This window comes from Nocardia sp. CWNU-33 (assembly GCF_046764895.1).
Taxonomy (GTDB): domain Bacteria; phylum Actinomycetota; class Actinomycetes; order Mycobacteriales; family Mycobacteriaceae; genus Nocardia.
In genome coordinates this window covers 50,275-65,169 of record NZ_JBKOQN010000033.1, presented here as the reverse complement: position 1 = coordinate 65,169, position 14,895 = coordinate 50,275, and the positions used below count along the sequence as shown (strand labels likewise).

Sequence of the window (14,895 nt, the reverse complement as noted above, 5' to 3'; positions counted from 1 at the left end):
CCGACGGCAGCGACGTGGTGGGGGGCCGCGGATCGGCGCGGAGATCAGTCGGGGAGCAGGGGGACCGAGATGCCCTCGCCGCGGCCGATGAGGGCGGCGCGGGTGACGGCGCTCGAGCCGAAGCGTTGCCGGAGATCGTCGAGGGTGGAGTCGAGGGTGTTGGTGGCGCGTGGCTCCAGCGGGAGGGTCAGTTGCACCGCGTCGGCGTCCTCGAGATTGGTGAGGGCGAGGCCGACGAGGGTGAGTCCGCGTTCCTGGATCATCGGCATGGCGGTGGTGAGCAGGGTGCGGGCGGTGCGCAGGAGTGTTTCGCTGTGATCGGTTGCTTCGGCGAGGGTGTGGGAGCGGGTGGCTCGGGTGAAATCGTCGAAACGCATGCGTAGCACCACAGTTCGGCACACGCGGTCGGCGGCGCGCAGGCGGCGGCCGAGGCGGTCGGTGAGGCCGTGCAGGTAAGCCTCGATTTCGTCGGGCGGGCGCGGGCGGCGGCCGAGGGCGCGTTGGGCGCCGATCGAGCGGCGGCGGCGTCCGGTCTCGACGCGGCGCGGGTCGCGGGCCCATGAGAGGGCGAACAGGTGCCGGGCCGCGCCCGGCCCGAGGATCGAGCGCAGCACGGGTTCACCGAGCTCCGCGAGGTGCCCGACCCGGGTGATGCCATGGTCGTGCAGCGTGCGTGCAGTGACTTCGCCTACGCCCCACAGTCTTTCAACGGGCAGCGGGTGCAGGAAGTCGAGTTCGCCGTCCGGCGGGACGAGGCGTAGGCCGTCCGGTTTGGACACCGCGCTTGCTACTTTCGCGAGGAACTTGGTGCGCGCGATGCCGACGGAGATCGGCAGGCCGACCTGGTCGCGGACATCGGCGCGGAGCCGGTGTGCGATGTCGATGGGCTCGCCCGCGATCCGGCGCAGACCGCCGACATCCAGAAACGCTTCGTCGATGGAGATGCCTTCGACGACCGGTGTGGTGTTGCCGAAGACTTCGAACACCGCCTTGCTGGCCTGCGCATAGGCGGACATGCGTGGTTGCACCACGATGGCGTCCGGGCACAGTCGCAGGGCGGCGGCGCCGTTCATCGGGGTGCGCACACCGCGGGCCTTCGCCTCGTAACTGGCGGCGAGCACGACGCCGCCGCCGACGATGACCGGACGTCCCCGCAATCTCGGGTCGTCGCGCTGTTCGACCGAGGCGTAGAAGGAATCGAGGTCGGCATGCAGGATCGACGCTTCCGCGCGCGCTTCGATCCGGGGTCTACCGGATCGTGCGGCGGGCGCGGTGTCGGACACGAACATATGTTCGCACATATGTTCGAAAGAGTGAAGCGTGGGGCCGCTCTTGCCATCACCGATGCGGCCGGGACGGGGTACTACGATGACGGTGTGTTTGTCGAATCGGTGTGTCGACCTCGGCGAAATTCTGGTGAAGTGACTGTGGGAGGAGGCAATTGAGCAACGAACCCACTGCGGCCGCGTTCCCGCTGCCGCAGACGCCGATCCACGTGCCCGATGACGTGCTCGCCGATCTTCGGCAGCGCCTGGCTCTGACGCGGTGGCCGGTCGACGCGGGCAATGACGACTGGTCCTACGGCATTGATCGTCGCTACCTGCAGGAACTCGTCGAGTACTGGCGCGACGGCTACGACTGGCGCAAGGCCGAAGCCGCGATCAACGCCTACGAGCACTACCGGGTCGAGGTCGACGGCGTGCCGGTGCATTTTCTGCGCAAGGCGGGCGTCGGTCCCAACCCGACGCCGTTGATCCTCACCCACGGCTGGCCGTGGACGTTCTGGCACTGGTCCAAGGTTATCGACCAGCTGGCCGATCCGGGTGCGCACGGCGGTGATCCGGCCGAGGCGTTCGACGTGATTGTTCCGTCGTTCCCGGGCTTCGGCTTTTCCGCGCCGCTGCCGAACAACCCGGACATGAACTTCTGGAAGGTCGCCGACCTCTGGCACACCCTCATGACCGAGACTCTCGGCCACCTCGAATATGCGGCAGCGGGCTGTGACGTCGGCGCGCTGGTCACCGGTCAACTCGGGCACAAGTACGCGGACGAGCTGATTGCGATCCATATCGGGTCCGGTCAGAAACTGAGTCTGTTCGAGGGCGACCGGGCCTGGGACGTCAGCGGCGGCCGGCCCATCCCCGAGGGGCTGCCCGACGATGTCCACGACCGGATCATCGAAATGGAGCGGCGCTTCGCCGTCCACCTCGCCGCGCACGTGCTGGAACCGAGCACGCTGGCCGTCGGGCTGTCCGACTCGCCTGCCGGAATGCTCGCCTGGATACTGCAACGCTGGGTGAAATGGAGTGACAACGGCGGCGACATCGAGACCGTCTTCACCAAGGACGAGCTGCTCACCCACGCCATGATCTTCTGGGTGACGAACTCGATCGGCACTTCGATTCGCACCTATGCCAACAACAATCGCTATCCGTGGACGCCCTCGCACGACCGGCAACCGGTGATCGAAGCGCCGACCGGCATCACCTTCGTCGGCTACGAGAACCCGCCGGGTGTCGACACCGATCGGCGCGTGCAGAGCTTCCTCGACAGCGACCGCGCCGACTGGTACAACCACGTCAACCTCACCGTCCACGACCATGGTGGTCACTTCATTCCGTGGGAAATCCCCGATCTGTGGGTCGACGATCTGCGCAGGACCTTCCGCGGCCGACGTAGACAAATCTACGGCCTACCTACGTAGGAATCCGGCGAAGCCGGTATCCTGGGGCGTCAGTCGGACGAGAAACGATGAGGGAGTCGGCACGGTGCGTGGATTCGGGGACCTGGAGGCGGTGATCATGGACCGCATCTGGGATCGGGACGCGGAGACCACGACGGTCCGCGAAATCTTCGACGAACTGGCGGCCGAACGCGGCATCGCCTACACCACGGTCATGTCGACCATGGACAACCTGCACCGCAAAGGCTGGCTGGCGCGCGAACGCGCGGGCAAGGCCTACCGCTACTGGCCGACCCTCACCCGCGAGGAGCACAGCGCGCGGCTGATGCTGGAGGCGCTCGGTTCCGGCGGCCGTTCGGATCTGGTACTCAGCCATTTCGTCGACCGGATCAGTGCCGACGAATCGGCAGGCCTGCGCGCGGCGCTACGCAGGCTGACCTCCCATAAGCCGCCCGAAACGCCGTGAATGTAGCCCTCTGCCTACTGGTGTACGGCGGCGTGGTTGCGCTGTTCGGGCCGTCGGTGCTGCAACGGCTGACCCATAGCGGTGCTGCGCCGCGGCTGGGTGTCGTCGCCTGGCTGGTGGCTATCGTCGGTGCGCTCGGATCGTGGTTGCTGGCGGCCGGCATGCTGTTCGTCGAATTCGCCACGTACTGGCACGCGGATGTAGCAGTGCGCGTGTGCGTCGACGCACTGTCGATACCGATGAACGAGGCGGCGAGCCCGACGCTGCGCGCGGTGTCGTTCGCGATGGCGGCCGTGGTGATCACGGGGACCGGGGTGGTGCTGTGGCGGGCGGTGCGGATTCTGCTGCGCATGCGTCGACGCACGCTGGAACACGCGCGGGCAGTATTGCTCGTCGGACGTTCGCGCCCCGATCTCGGTGCGGTCGTGTTGGATTCGCCGCAACCGCAGGCGTATTGCGTCGCGGGGCGGCCGGACGTGATCGTCGTCACCAGTGCCGCATTGGATGCGCTTGCTCCCGATCAGCTGACCGCGGTGCTCGCGCACGAGCGCGCGCACCTGCGTGGCAGGCATGCGGCACTGACGGCGTTCGCGCGTGGGTTGGCGACAATCCTGCCGCGCGTGCGGCTGCTGACGGTCGGTGCCGAGGAGATCAACCGGCTGCTCGAAATGTGCGCCGATGACGAGGCGGCGCGCAGGCATGGCGCCGAACCTCTGCTCGGTGGATTGATCGCGCTGGTCGGTGCCGCGACGGCGACCCCGGCGCATGCCATGAACGCTGCGGCCACCGCGGTGGTAGCCAGGGCCGAGCGGCTGGTGTCACCGGCCAGCGGGATACGCAGGGCGACCAACGGCACGGCATTGCTCGGTGTGATCACCGCGACCATGATGGGAATGCTCGAGGTCGCCGCCGGATTGTTGATCTGCAGCTGGATTTTCGGCTGAGCAGGACGCCGCCGATGGGTCGGCGCGCGGTGGCCGGGCGCACAGCAGATCAGGCAACCCCGCATTCGGTGAAGTAGGAGGCGGTCGGTGCAGCTCACCTGGGATCAGGTCTTCGCGTGGCGGTTGGGTCAGCAGTTCGTCGCGCCACCGACCGAGCCACCCGTTCCCGAGGTCGTCGATCGGCTGTGTGGGGTGCTGGCCCAGGCCACCTCGTTGGCGGATCTGGCGGTCGCGTTGCGGCGTCGCGCAGCCGAGCCGGATGCGGTGGTGTGCGAGCTGAATTCGGGCACGGTGGCCGCCGCTCTCGGGCGGGACCTCGCGTCCGTGCGGGTCGAGTAGCGGCTACTCGGCGGCGCGGGCGGCGACCAGGACTTCGAGGCCGTCGAGGATGCGGGCAAGGCCGAATCCGAAGTGGTCGAAGCCGGGATCGAACGCATTGTTGGACAGTGCCGCCATCGTCGGGTAGCGGCCGCTGGCCATGGCGCGTTCCAGCACCGGGACCTGGGCCTGCCAGAACTCTGCGTCGGTCAGGCCCGATTTGCGTTCTGCCTCTTGCAGATACAGCTGGGTGCGCGCGGCGCCCGCGACATAGTCGCTGACCAGGATGACCGCGGAGACGAGCTCGGGGTCGGTCAGACCCATAGGTTTGATGCGTGAGACCACCAGCTCCATGCCTTCCACGGCACTGGGGCCCATCACCGGCCGGGACTGGTTGACCTGGAGCAGCCAGGGGTGGCGGCGAAAGAGGGCAAGGGATTCGCGGGCCAAGGCCTCCAGCGCGCCGCGCCAGCCCACGCCGCGGTAGGCGTCGGCGGCAGGACGCTGCACCCGATCCAGCATGACGTCGAGTAGCTCGGCCTTGCCCGGCAGATAGCGATACAGCGACATGGTTCCGGTGCCGAGCTCGGTGGCGACGCGGCGCATGGTGAGTGCTTCCAAGCCCTCGGTGTCGGCCACCACGATTGCCGCTTCGACGATGCGGTCCAGTGTGAGTGCGGGTTTGGGTCCGCGACTCGGCCGGGCGCCGGTGTCCCAGAGCAGGTTGAGAGTGCGGGCGATGTCGCCGCTGCCGCTGGACTCCGTGCTCGTCATGAGAGCCAGCTTAACTGCTTGGCGAATAACTGGGTACAACGTACCCTAATTAGGGTACGTTGTACCCAGTTATTGTTCGATGTGTGATGCGGAGGGCGAGAGTGAGCGACGAATTTGCGGTCCGAGCCGAGGGGCTCGGCAAGAGATATGGGGACAAGCGGGCCTTGGACGGCTTCGATCTGACCGTCCGGCGCGGGACGGTGCATGGACTGCTCGGCCCGAACGGCGCGGGCAAGACCACGGCCGTGCGGATTTTGTCGACGCTGGTCCGGCTCGACCGCGGCCGGGCCGAGGTGGCGGGGCTCGATGTGGCACGCGAGCCTCGGCTCGTGCGCTCGCGCATCGGGCTCACCGGGCAGTACGCCGCGGTGGACGAGGTGCTCACCGGGCGTCAGAACCTCGAAATGTTCGGCAGGCTCTTTCATCTCGGTGGGCGCCGGGCCCGGCGGCGCGCGACCGAATTGCTCGAGCGCTTCGATCTCACCGCTGCCGCCGACAAAGGTGTCGGCAAATACAGCGGCGGTATGCGGCGCAGGCTCGACCTCGCGGCGTCGATGATCCTGTCGCCGGAGGTCCTCTTCCTCGACGAGCCGACCACCGGTCTCGACCCGCGCAGCCGAGGTGAGGTGTGGGAATCGGTGCGGGCGTTGGTCGCCGACGGCACCACCGTCCTGCTCACTACCCAATATCTGGAGGAGGCGGACAAACTCGCTTCCCGCATCACGGTGATCGATCAGGGCAGGGCCATCGCCGACGACACCCCGGACGGGCTGAAGAACACCGTCGGAGCCGATCTCATCGAGGTCGTTGCCGCCGAGGTCGCCGATCTGCCGGTGGTCGCCAAGGTGGTCGCGAGGGTGTGTGCGGGGGAGCCCGAGACCGACGATCTCGAACGCAGGGTGCACGCGCCCGTCGCCGACCGCGTCGCCGCGCTCACCGAGGTGGCACGCGTGCTGCAGGACGAGGGGATCGGCATCGAGGACATCGGATTGCGCAGGCCGAGTCTCGACGACGTCTTTCTGCAGTTGACCGGACACCGCACTGTTGCCGAGGAGGCCGCGTAATGACCACCGCGACTGTGTCGCCGACCCACTCGCGGGCATTCTGGGCCGTCGCCGATTGCTGGAATGTGGTGCGGCGCGGGCTGACCCACTATCAGCGCCAACCGGTGAACATCGCCTGGCAGCTCGGGTTCCCGATTCTGTCGGTGCTGCTGTACGGATATGTGTTCGGCAGTGCGATGAGCGTGCCGGGCGGCGGCGACTACCGGAGCTTTCTGATGCCGGGCATGTTCGCTATGACGATGGCGTTCGGGTTCATCAATACCGCGACGGTGGTCGTGTACGACGCGACCAACGGCGTGATCGACCGATTCCGTTCCATGCCGATGGCGTCCTCGGCGGTGGTGTCCGGGCGCGGAGTCACCGACCTGATCGTGGCCTGTGCGGAGTTGGCGATCCTCATGCTCACCGCGCTGGCCATCGGCTGGCGGCCCGACGGTGGAATCGCCAACGGCCTTGCGGCTTTCGGGCTCCTGCTGTTGCTGCGGTTCGCCCTGATCTGGGTCGGTGTCTGGCTCGGACTGCTGGTGCCGAATCCGGAGGCGGCAGGTGGGCTGTTCGCGGTGGCCTTCCCGCTGACCATGATCTCGAGCATCTTCGTCGCACCGCAGCTGATGCCGAGTTGGCTCGGTGGGATCGCCGCGTGGAATCCGATCTCGTCCACGGTCGCCGCAACCCGTGAGCTGTTCGGAACTCCGGTGGGCAGCGGTGATTCGTGGATCGAACAGCACGCACTGCTCATGGCGATGGTGTGGCCGGTGATCCTCACGGCGATCTTCCTGCCGCTGGCGGTGCGGCGATTCCAACGTCTGAGTCGCTGACACGGAAACGGTGCCCGGCCATCCCGAGGGATGCCGGGCACCGTGCCCGCTTGTCGAGTCAGACGGCGGCGCGGTCGCTCGCCGGATTCGGTTGTGCGGCAGCGGGTCGCGGCATTCTGGCCGCCAATCCGATTAGCCCTGCGACCAGCGCGACGGCCGCTGTGACGTACCAGCTGCGGTGGAAGGCGTCGAGGGTTTCCTGCGGTCCGGTGGGGGAGCCGAGGGTTGCCACGACGACGGCGACACCGACGGCGAGGCCGATCTGCCTGGACATGCTCAGCACGGCCGATCCGGTGGCGAATCGCTGGGGTGGCAGGCCTGCGCTGCCCGTGGCGAACGCGGTGGGCAGGGTGAGCCCGACGCCGAGCCCGCTGACGACCATGCCGCCCAGTAGACCACCCAGGTAGTCGGGTTCGAGGGTGATGGCGGTGGCCCACCACACCATGCCCGCGGCGAAGGTGACGCCACCGGCGGCGATGACCGGCCCGGCACCGATGCGGCTGATGAGTCGACCGGCGAGGATCGCCACGACCGGCACGACCAAGGGGCCCGGCGCGATCGCCAATCCGGTGCGCAGGGCCGACCACTCCCAGATGTTCTGCGCCCAGAGCGCCACCGATAGCAGCATGCCGGCGAATGCGATCTGGAAGAACAGGGAATTGCCCGCCATCAGTGCGAAGTTGGGTGCGCGGAGCAGCGCGGGGTCGACGACGGGACTGTGGTGGCGGGCCGAGGAGATCGCGAAGGCACCCGCGAGCACCGCCGCGACGGCGAAGGATGTGAGCACGCCCGCCGAAGTCCAGCCCCAGTCCTCCCCTTTCACCAGGGCGAGGATGAACGCGCCGATGGCGCCGATCAGCATGATCGCACCGAACACATCGGGCAGTGGCCCGCCGTCGCCGCGCGGGCAGGGCAGCAGCCGCACGCCGAAGGTTAACGCGGCAAGTCCAATCGGCACGTTCACGAGGAACACCCAGCGCCAATCGATCTCGACGAGTAGGCCGCCGATCACTGGACCGAGTGCGGCGCCGAGGCCGCCGAAGGCCACCCACAGCCGAACGGCCATCGGGCGGCGCTCGGCTGGAGTCGCGGCCAGCACCAAGCCGAGTGAGGACGGGGTCAGCATGGCGCCGCCCACCGCCTGCAACACCCGAAAGGCCACCAGCGACTCGACATTCCATGCGGCCGAACACAGCCCCGAACCGAGCACGAACACGGCGAGACCGATCAGGAAGGTCGTCCGGTTACTGCCGCGATCGCCGAGCCGCCCTGCGGGCACCAATAGCGCCGCGAACACGATTGCGTAGGCATTGAGCACCCACGACAGCCCGGATAGTTGGGTGTCGGCGAAATCCTTGCCCATATCCGGCAGGGCCACATTGACGATGAATAGATCCAGACTCGACAGCAGCACGCCGATCGACACGATGGCGAGGACGACTCGCGAATCGACAGCGGGTCGATCTGTGGTTGGCACAACGGTATTCACGATCGTTTCTCCGATTCAGCCGAGCACTCGACGGGTTTGGCGGGCCGTCGCCAGCAGCAGGCCGCCGCGGTCCCAGATCTCGATGTCGTCGACCGACCAGCCGCCGACGGTGCTGGCATTGGTTGCACGGACGAGCACCTGGTGCGATACCGGCCGGGCGAAATCGGTGTGCAGGTGCATCGAGAACGTGACCGTGGGCACTGCGACCGGTGTGGTCAGAGTGGGGAAGAGGCCGGGCGGCAGCGCATCGGCGAGCACCGCCAAAACCGCGGCGTCGGTCGGCAGCTCGGGGATCAGTGCGATCCACGCGCACATCCACGCCTCGTCCGACCCGCTCAGCGGCAGCGGGCCCGCGGCGGGGCGGATTTCGAAATGAGCGCCGACAGGCACGATTTCTGGTGGCAGGCGGAATGTCCAGCAGTCGGCGGGCGGCGGGACCTGCGGGGCGGGCACCGCAGGCCGCTCGGGCAGCTGTGTCGGTGCGGTCCGCCCGAAAGTGACGGCCGCCGAGGCGACCAGCACGCCTTCCTGATCGGCGACCACATCGATGACGGTGGTGCTGCGACCCACCGGATGCGCGGTCGCCCGGAACGTGAACGTCCCCTCGGTCGGGCGGCCGAGGAAGCGCACGTCGACCGCCCGCATCGGCAGGTCGCCTGCTGCTGCGCGGCGCGCGACCTCGATCAGCAGTCCACCGACGACGCCACCGTGCGGCCCGGTCCAGCCGCGCCAGCTGTCGTCGACCTGTGCCCGCCAGACGCGGTAGTCGAGTTCGGCGAGTGCGAACTCGTCGCCGAGCCGTTGAGTGAGTTGCATCATGCAACGAACCATAAGCGAGTGAGTTCTTTGAAGCAACCGACTATGCTGTGGGGATGCGGAGGACGAGCTTCGAGGACATGAACTGCTCGATTGCCCAGTGCCTTGAGGTGGTCGGCGAGTGGTGGACCCTGCTGATCGTGCGCGACGCGCTGATGGGGGTGACGCGCTTCGACGACTTCCGCGAACGTCTCGGCATCGCACGTAATGTGCTTACCCAGCGCCTGGAATACCTTGTCGCACACGACATCATGACGAAAGTGCCGTACCAGGCGAACCCGGTCCGCCACGACTACCGGCTTACCGCCAAGGGGCGGTCGCTCTGGCTCGTGCTCACGGCGATGCGTCAGTGGGGTGACCAGTGGGCGGCCCCGGACGGCCCCCCGGTGCAGTCCTTGCACAAGACCTGCGGTCACGTCACGGTGCTTGAGCCGGTGTGCTCGGCATGCGGGGAACGAGTGCACGGCCGTGACCTGCAGCCGGTCGACGGTCCCGGAGTCCGCGACGCTTCGATGATCCCTGCCGTCCGCTGACATCCATCGGCCGGGCCGCACTGGATTAGGCTGCGGCGGTGGCGGACGGGCGAGTGGGACAGCTGATCGATACGGTCGCGTGGGTGCGCATCGAAGACGGGCGCATCCTGTGTGCGCGCCCGCGCGGGAAGGACATCTTCTACATTCCCGGCGGCAAACGCGAGGGTGCCGAGACGGATCTGCAAACGCTGCTGCGTGAGATCGAGGAAGAGCTGACCGTCGCGCTGCTGCCGGAGACGGTCGCGCACGTCGGCACCTACGAGGCGGCAGTGCATGGACCTGAGAGCGGTGTGGTGGTGCGGATGAGCTGCTACACAGCCGACTACCGCGGCACGCTCGCGGCGAGTAGCGAGATCGAAGAGGTCGCGTGGTTCAACTACGCCGATCGCGCTCTGGTGCCGCCGGTGGACCGGCTGCTGTTCGACGATCTCGTCGACGCCGGGCGATTGGCGTGAGCGCCCCGGATCAGTTGCGGTTCCTGGCGTCGTCCGCCGATGCGCTGTCGCGGCGACCGTACACCGCGATACGGTCGCCTATATGAGATCGGTGTGCTCGTTGTTGCGCTGGGCCGGTTACGCATTGGTGGCGGGTCCGCTCGCTTGCCGGCCGGTGGCGGTCAGATTGCGGGTGCCGCGCCGGCTGTTCGGTGCGTCGTTCCCGATGGGCACTCGGTCCGGTCTGCGCGCTGCGGTGCACACGGTGCTCGCGATCGCGGTCTGTGTGCTGACGTGGTTTCTGGCGTTTCTTGCTGTGGTGGCCGCGGTGCGCGGCATCGCCTATCCGCTGATCGCGAATAACGACCTCGAACATTCCTGGGGCGGACCAACACTGGCCGGTGCGTGGGTGGTGCATGCGCTGCTCGGAGTCGGGTTGTTGCCCGCGTGGCTGGTTTTGCTTGCCGGGCTCGGTGTGGTGCAGGTGCGATTGAGTCACCAATTACTCGGGCGCACCGGGCCGTGGTGGCCGGTCTCGGTGTCCCTTGTGCTCGGCGCCGCGGGCGCCCTGCTCTTTATTTCCTGGCTACACCAGATATGAAGCCGACGGGTCTGCGAGCGGTGATCAGCTGGCGACCGTCGATCTGCCCGCGCGCTCGATGAGGTGCTGCACGAGATTCACCAGCACTTCCTTGCTGGATTCGCGGCTGCGGGCGTCGCACAGCAGCACCGGAATATGGTCGTCGAGGTCGAGGGCGTCACGCACCTCGTCGACGGTGTAGACGGGCGCACCGTCGAAGCAGTTCACCGCGACCGTGAACGCGAGGCCCCGGCGTTCGAAGAAGTCGACGGCGGCAAAGGAATTGCCGAGACGGCGGGTATCGGCGAGCACGACGGCGCCGAGCGCGCCGCGGGCCAGCTCGTCCCACAGGAACCAGAACCGGTCCTGCCCCGGCGTTCCGAACAGATACAGCACCAGATCCCGATCGATGGTGATGCGTCCGAAGTCCAGCGCCACCGTAGTAGTGGTCTTCTGCTCGACGCCGGACAGGTCGTCGACCCCGGTGCTGACCTCGGTGATCAGCTCCTCGGTGCGCAGTGGCGTGATTTCGCTGATTGCCGAGACCATGGTGGTCTTGCCGACGCCGAATCCACCGGCGATGAGAATCTTGACCGAGGCGGCCAAATGCGGGTCAGATTTTTCGGATGCCATCGAGTACCGCTCGCAATATGTTGAGATCGCCCGGGCCGGCCTCCGGCTGCACCGGAGCCCGGAAGATCAGATGTCCCTCGCCGATCAGATCGCCGACGAGGATCTTGGTCACCGCCAAGGGAAGTTTCACATGGGCCGCCACCTCGGCGACCGACTGCGGGACACGGCAGAGCCGAACGATGTCGGTGTACTCGGGCTCGGCCCGCCGCAGGGTGGGCGCGCGATCAGCGGTGACAACCACCGTGAGCATGTCCAGATCATGACCCGCACCGATGGTGCGGCCACGGGTCACCGCGTAAGGCCGGACCAGCGGACCGGCGGCCTCGTCGAACCACGGCTCACCCTTGCGTGTCATGGCAGTCGTGCGGGGGTGGACAGGTAGGTGCCGACACGTTGGACGGTGACATTCATTTCGTAGGCCACCATACCGAGATTCGCGGTCTCGGCCGCTTGCAGTGCGAGGCAGGCGTTATCGCCTGCCGAGGTCACGAACAGCACGGCGCGATCGAGTTCGATCACCGCCTGCCGGACCCCGCCGCCGTCGAAACGACTGCCCGCGCTGCGCGCCAAACCGTAGAGGGTCGAGGACATCGCGGCGAAGTGTTCGGCGTCCTCGCGGGTCATGGCGGTGGATCTGCCGAGCAGCAGGCCATCGGTGGACAGCACCACCGCGTGACGTACGCCCGCCAACCGGTCGACCAGATCGTCGAGCAGCCAGTTCAGATCACCGGTGTTGGAAGAAGTCACCATTGCCTTCCTGTTCGTCCGCGGGCATAGCGGCCGCGGTAGCGGGGAACTCCTCGGGCACAGCCCTCGGCAGCTCGTCGGGCCCGTTCCTCGGCAGCTGGTCGGGCACAGCCCGGCGGCCCTGCCTGGTGCCGTTCTCGATGGCGGACATGAGATCTCGGGCCTGCTCGGCGCTGCGTGCGCGCTCTGTGCCGGGCTCGGCGACCGGCTCGACCGGAGCGGGTTGCGCCAATTGTGGGGCGATGCTGGCCTGCCGGTGCCTGCGCGGCAGGGCGGGCCTGCCGTCGGGGCCCGCGTGCGGTGTCGGCGCGCTCGGCCGCGGCCCGTCCGCGGGCGTCGGCCGCGGCGGTTCCACCACCGACGGGGCTTCCGGTGGCGCGGTCAATACCGCGGATTCGGGTTCGGCGGACCCGTGTGCCGCGGATTCGACATACGGCACCGGGTGGCGGCGCCTGTGTCCGGCATCGGTCGTCTCGGATCCCGATGCGGGCAAGGAGTTTTCGCCGGCGATCAACGCGGACGGGATGAGCACGATGGCCCGGATCCCGCCGTAGTCGGACTCCGCGAGCCGGACCGAGATACCGTGCCGGACGGCGAGCTGGGCCACGACGAACAGCCCGAGGCGGGAATCGGCGGACAGCGCCGCGACTCCGAAATCCGGTGGGTCGCGCAGCATGTCGTTCATCTTGGCCATGTCGGAATCCGACATTCCCATGCCCTGATCGCTGATCTCGGCGACGATGCCCTTGCCGACCACATTGCCGGTCACCTCGACTCGGGACTGCGGCGGTGAGAAGGCGGTCGCGTTGTCGACCAGCTCTGCGAGCAGGTGGATAAGGTCGGCGACGACGGTGCCCATGACGTGAGTCTCGGGCAGTCGGGCGACCCGGACGCGTGCGTAGTCGAGGGTTTCGCCGACCGCGCTGCGCACCACGTCGATCAGCGGCACCGGGTTGCGCCATTGCCTGCCAGGCTGCCCGCCGCCGAGGATGGTGAGGTTCTCGGCGTTGCGGCGTTCGCGGGTGGCCAGATGGTCGAGCCGGAACAGCGTGTCGAGCAAGGCCGGATCCTCCTGCTTGGACTCGGCCTCGTCGAGAATCTCCAGCTGCCGATGCACCACGATCTGGCTGCGGTGGGCGATATTGAGGAAGACGGCCTTCACACCCTCCCGGGTGCGGGCCTCGTTTACCGCCGCGGCAATGGCCGCGGAGTGCGCGTGCTCGAATGCCTTGGCCACCTGGCCGATTTCGTCGTGGCCGTAGTCGAGGGTCGGCGATTCGGTGGCCGGATCGATGATTTCGCCCTCGCTCAGCCGCCGCATCGTCTCGGGCAGGCGCTCGTCGGCGAGCGCGAGGGTCTCGCCACGCAGGCGCTTGAGCCTGCGGATAATGCGGTTGGCGAGCAACAGCGCGATCACGAACGCCAGCACGCTGACCGCCAAGACCCCGCCACCGGCCCACGCGGAGGTATCCGCGGATTCGGCGGCCGTGTCCTCGGCCAGTTTCTGCGCCTGCTTGTTCTGTGCGATCCAGATATCGATCAGCTCGCGGTTCACCTCGGCGGCGGCGTTGTGCCATTCGGGTGTGCTCAACGGCAGCGGCGGAGTGGTCGATGGCTTGGTGGAGGAACTCGAAGAGCTGGCGGAACTCGAGGAGTTCGACGAGCCGGAGGAGCTCGCGGTGCTGGTCGTAATTCGTTGGGCGAGAGCATTTTCCATTGCTGTCAGCTGCTGCCATGCGGTGCTGTTCATCAGCGCCTGCAAACGCTCGCGTTGGGATTGGTCGAGTTCGGCGGCCAGGTTCGCGACTTCGGTGTGATAGAAGCCGATCTGCCGAAGGAACTCCTCCATCGGAACGGGGATGGGGCCGCTCGCGTTGGCGATCATGTCTGCCAGTGCGTTGCTGCGCGACATCGCTTCCGTGGCAAGGAAGATGCGCATTCCGTCGGCGATGCGCACGCCGATCTCGGCGTTCGGCGCCGTCTGCTCGGCGAGCTCGGTGCCGAAGGTGATGACGTCGAGCAGGCGGTTGTAGAACATGTACGCATCAGGCACGGGCAGCTGGCCCGCATCGGTAGCGGTCCGCACCTGGGTCATCTGGGTGCCCAGTGTCATGAAGTTCGCGGCGTTGTCGCCGATCTTCGAATCGTCGATCTCGCGCAGGCCGATGGATGCCTCGATCAGTCCGCGCAATGCGCCGTCGAGCCGCATTCGGGCCGCGCCGAGCGTCGGGATGAGCGAATCGTCGCCTGTCAGGGCGGCAATCGTCAGGTGACGTTCTTGCTGGACGGCCTCGAGTAGTTCCCTGGTCGACGGGATTGCCTGCTGATTTTGCGACGCCCAATCCTGGGCCTTGTTTCCCTGGGCTACCAGGTATCCCGCTGCACCCACGCCGACCACGAGCAGAGTCAGGCTCGGGATGAGCGCGATCGCCAGTATCCGTGTTCGGACACCGAGCCTCGCTCTGAACATCGGCACAACGTAATCGAGATGCCGACCCGTACGGCGATCGGGTCCCGGTGAGCGAGACTCGATTTGACATCGAAGCTCTGATCTGATCTGCCAACGTCGAGGTGATGAATTCCAGTGGACGCCTTG

17 protein-coding genes are annotated in these 14,895 nt (G+C 67.3%); 9 read left to right on the top strand and 8 right to left on the bottom strand.

Features of this window, described 5'->3' with window-relative positions; all coding sequences use genetic code 11:
- Positions 1–44 precede the first annotated feature (44 nt).
- The gene (gene dinB / locus ACLMAL_RS31730; protein ID WP_412002429.1) at positions 45–1,289 is read right to left on the bottom strand and encodes a DNA polymerase IV; all 1,245 of its coding nucleotides are present in this window, start codon (positions 1,287–1,289) and stop codon (positions 45–47) included.
- Between the two features lie 152 nt (positions 1,290–1,441).
- Here dinB and ACLMAL_RS31725 point away from each other — a divergent pair, with 152 nt between their 5' ends.
- From ACLMAL_RS31725 to ACLMAL_RS31710, 4 genes are all read left to right on the top strand, one after another.
- Positions 1,442–2,704 carry an epoxide hydrolase family protein gene (locus tag ACLMAL_RS31725; RefSeq protein WP_412002428.1) on the top strand — a complete coding sequence of 421 codons (1,263 nt, stop codon included), beginning with the start codon at positions 1,442–1,444 and terminating at the stop codon, positions 2,702–2,704.
- Positions 2,705–2,768: 64 nt separating this feature from the next.
- The gene (locus ACLMAL_RS31720) at positions 2,769–3,149 is read left to right on the top strand and encodes a BlaI/MecI/CopY family transcriptional regulator (RefSeq protein ID WP_412002427.1); all 381 of its coding nucleotides are present in this window, start codon (positions 2,769–2,771) and stop codon (positions 3,147–3,149) included.
- Positions 3,146–4,093, top strand: a complete 948-nt coding sequence (locus ACLMAL_RS31715; RefSeq protein WP_412002426.1) for a M56 family metallopeptidase — start codon at positions 3,146–3,148, stop codon at positions 4,091–4,093. Before ACLMAL_RS31720 ends, ACLMAL_RS31715 begins: the two co-directional genes overlap by 4 nt.
- 87 nt (positions 4,094–4,180) lie before the next feature.
- The gene (locus ACLMAL_RS31710; protein ID WP_412002425.1) at positions 4,181–4,432 is read left to right on the top strand and encodes a hypothetical protein; all 252 of its coding nucleotides are present in this window, start codon (positions 4,181–4,183) and stop codon (positions 4,430–4,432) included.
- A gap of 3 nt (positions 4,433–4,435) precedes the next feature.
- On the opposite strand, the gene ACLMAL_RS31705 is transcribed toward ACLMAL_RS31710, so the two are convergent.
- Entirely contained in the window at positions 4,436–5,185 is a 750-nt protein-coding gene (locus ACLMAL_RS31705) for a TetR/AcrR family transcriptional regulator (RefSeq protein ID WP_412002424.1), read from the bottom strand.
- Between the two features lie 101 nt (positions 5,186–5,286).
- Here ACLMAL_RS31705 and ACLMAL_RS31700 point away from each other — a divergent pair, with 101 nt between their 5' ends.
- Together ACLMAL_RS31700 and ACLMAL_RS31695 are read left to right on the top strand one after the other, a co-directional pair.
- Complete coding sequence (locus ACLMAL_RS31700) at positions 5,287–6,249, top strand: ATP-binding cassette domain-containing protein (protein WP_412002423.1); 963 nt, start codon at positions 5,287–5,289, stop codon at positions 6,247–6,249.
- Complete coding sequence (locus ACLMAL_RS31695) at positions 6,249–7,067, top strand: ABC transporter permease (RefSeq protein ID WP_412002422.1); 819 nt, start codon at positions 6,249–6,251, stop codon at positions 7,065–7,067. The genes ACLMAL_RS31700 and ACLMAL_RS31695 overlap by 1 nt, the downstream gene beginning before the upstream one ends.
- Positions 7,068–7,125: 58 nt before the next feature.
- Here ACLMAL_RS31695 and ACLMAL_RS31690 read toward each other — a convergent pair whose 3' ends face one another.
- Both ACLMAL_RS31690 and ACLMAL_RS31685 read right to left on the bottom strand, forming a co-directional pair.
- Entirely contained in the window at positions 7,126–8,556 is a 1,431-nt protein-coding gene (locus tag ACLMAL_RS31690; RefSeq protein ID WP_412002421.1) for an MFS transporter, read from the bottom strand.
- A gap of 15 nt (positions 8,557–8,571) precedes the next feature.
- Positions 8,572–9,375, bottom strand: coding sequence for an acyl-CoA thioesterase (locus ACLMAL_RS31685; RefSeq protein ID WP_412002420.1), 804 nt, complete (start codon positions 9,373–9,375; stop codon positions 8,572–8,574).
- A 53-nt stretch (positions 9,376–9,428) separates the two neighbouring features.
- On the opposite strand from ACLMAL_RS31685, the gene ACLMAL_RS31680 reads away from it, so the two are divergent.
- The 3 genes from ACLMAL_RS31680 (at position 9,429) to ACLMAL_RS31670 (ending at position 10,940) form a co-directional block, all read left to right on the top strand.
- Complete coding sequence (locus ACLMAL_RS31680) at positions 9,429–9,905, top strand: winged helix-turn-helix transcriptional regulator (protein ID WP_412002419.1); 477 nt, start codon at positions 9,429–9,431, stop codon at positions 9,903–9,905.
- 38 nt (positions 9,906–9,943) lie between these two features.
- The gene (locus tag ACLMAL_RS31675; protein WP_412002418.1) at positions 9,944–10,360 is read left to right on the top strand and encodes an NUDIX hydrolase; all 417 of its coding nucleotides are present in this window, start codon (positions 9,944–9,946) and stop codon (positions 10,358–10,360) included.
- An 82-nt stretch (positions 10,361–10,442) separates the two neighbouring features.
- Complete coding sequence (locus ACLMAL_RS31670) at positions 10,443–10,940, top strand: hypothetical protein (RefSeq protein WP_412002417.1); 498 nt, start codon at positions 10,443–10,445, stop codon at positions 10,938–10,940.
- A gap of 24 nt (positions 10,941–10,964) precedes the next feature.
- Here ACLMAL_RS31670 and ACLMAL_RS31665 read toward each other — a convergent pair whose 3' ends face one another.
- The 4 genes from ACLMAL_RS31665 to ACLMAL_RS31650 are packed head-to-tail and all read right to left on the bottom strand — an operon-like array spanning position 10,965 to position 14,769.
- Entirely contained in the window at positions 10,965–11,552 is a 588-nt protein-coding gene (locus ACLMAL_RS31665; RefSeq protein ID WP_412002416.1) for a GTP-binding protein, read from the bottom strand.
- Positions 11,533–11,907, bottom strand: coding sequence for a DUF742 domain-containing protein (locus ACLMAL_RS31660; protein ID WP_328402293.1), 375 nt, complete (start codon positions 11,905–11,907; stop codon positions 11,533–11,535). Before ACLMAL_RS31660 ends, ACLMAL_RS31665 begins: the two co-directional genes overlap by 20 nt.
- Complete coding sequence (locus tag ACLMAL_RS31655; RefSeq protein WP_328413130.1) at positions 11,904–12,299, bottom strand: roadblock/LC7 domain-containing protein; 396 nt, start codon at positions 12,297–12,299, stop codon at positions 11,904–11,906. Before ACLMAL_RS31655 ends, ACLMAL_RS31660 begins: the two co-directional genes overlap by 4 nt.
- The gene (locus tag ACLMAL_RS31650) at positions 12,277–14,769 is read right to left on the bottom strand and encodes a nitrate- and nitrite sensing domain-containing protein (RefSeq protein WP_412002415.1); all 2,493 of its coding nucleotides are present in this window, start codon (positions 14,767–14,769) and stop codon (positions 12,277–12,279) included. Before ACLMAL_RS31650 ends, ACLMAL_RS31655 begins: the two co-directional genes overlap by 23 nt.
- Positions 14,770–14,895: the final 126 nt, after the last annotated feature.

Excerpts from the sequence above, each read along its gene's own strand:
- dinB (WP_412002429.1), bottom strand. The coding sequence starts at position 1,289 with ATGTTCGTGTCCGACACCGCGCCCGCCGCACGATCCGGTAGACCCCGG.
- ACLMAL_RS31705 (WP_412002424.1), bottom strand. The coding sequence starts at position 5,185 with ATGACGAGCACGGAGTCCAGCGGCAGCGGCGACATCGCCCGCACTCTC.
- ACLMAL_RS31695 (WP_412002422.1), top strand. The coding sequence starts at position 6,249 with ATGACCACCGCGACTGTGTCGCCGACCCACTCGCGGGCATTCTGGGCC.
- ACLMAL_RS31685 (WP_412002420.1), bottom strand. The coding sequence starts at position 9,375 with ATGATGCAACTCACTCAACGGCTCGGCGACGAGTTCGCACTCGCCGAA.
- ACLMAL_RS31680 (WP_412002419.1), top strand. The coding sequence starts at position 9,429 with ATGCGGAGGACGAGCTTCGAGGACATGAACTGCTCGATTGCCCAGTGC.
- ACLMAL_RS31670 (WP_412002417.1), top strand. The coding sequence starts at position 10,443 with ATGAGATCGGTGTGCTCGTTGTTGCGCTGGGCCGGTTACGCATTGGTG.
- ACLMAL_RS31665 (WP_412002416.1), bottom strand. The coding sequence starts at position 11,552 with ATGGCATCCGAAAAATCTGACCCGCATTTGGCCGCCTCGGTCAAGATT.
- ACLMAL_RS31660 (WP_328402293.1), bottom strand. The coding sequence starts at position 11,907 with ATGACACGCAAGGGTGAGCCGTGGTTCGACGAGGCCGCCGGTCCGCTG.
- ACLMAL_RS31650 (WP_412002415.1), bottom strand. The coding sequence starts at position 14,769 with ATGTTCAGAGCGAGGCTCGGTGTCCGAACACGGATACTGGCGATCGCG.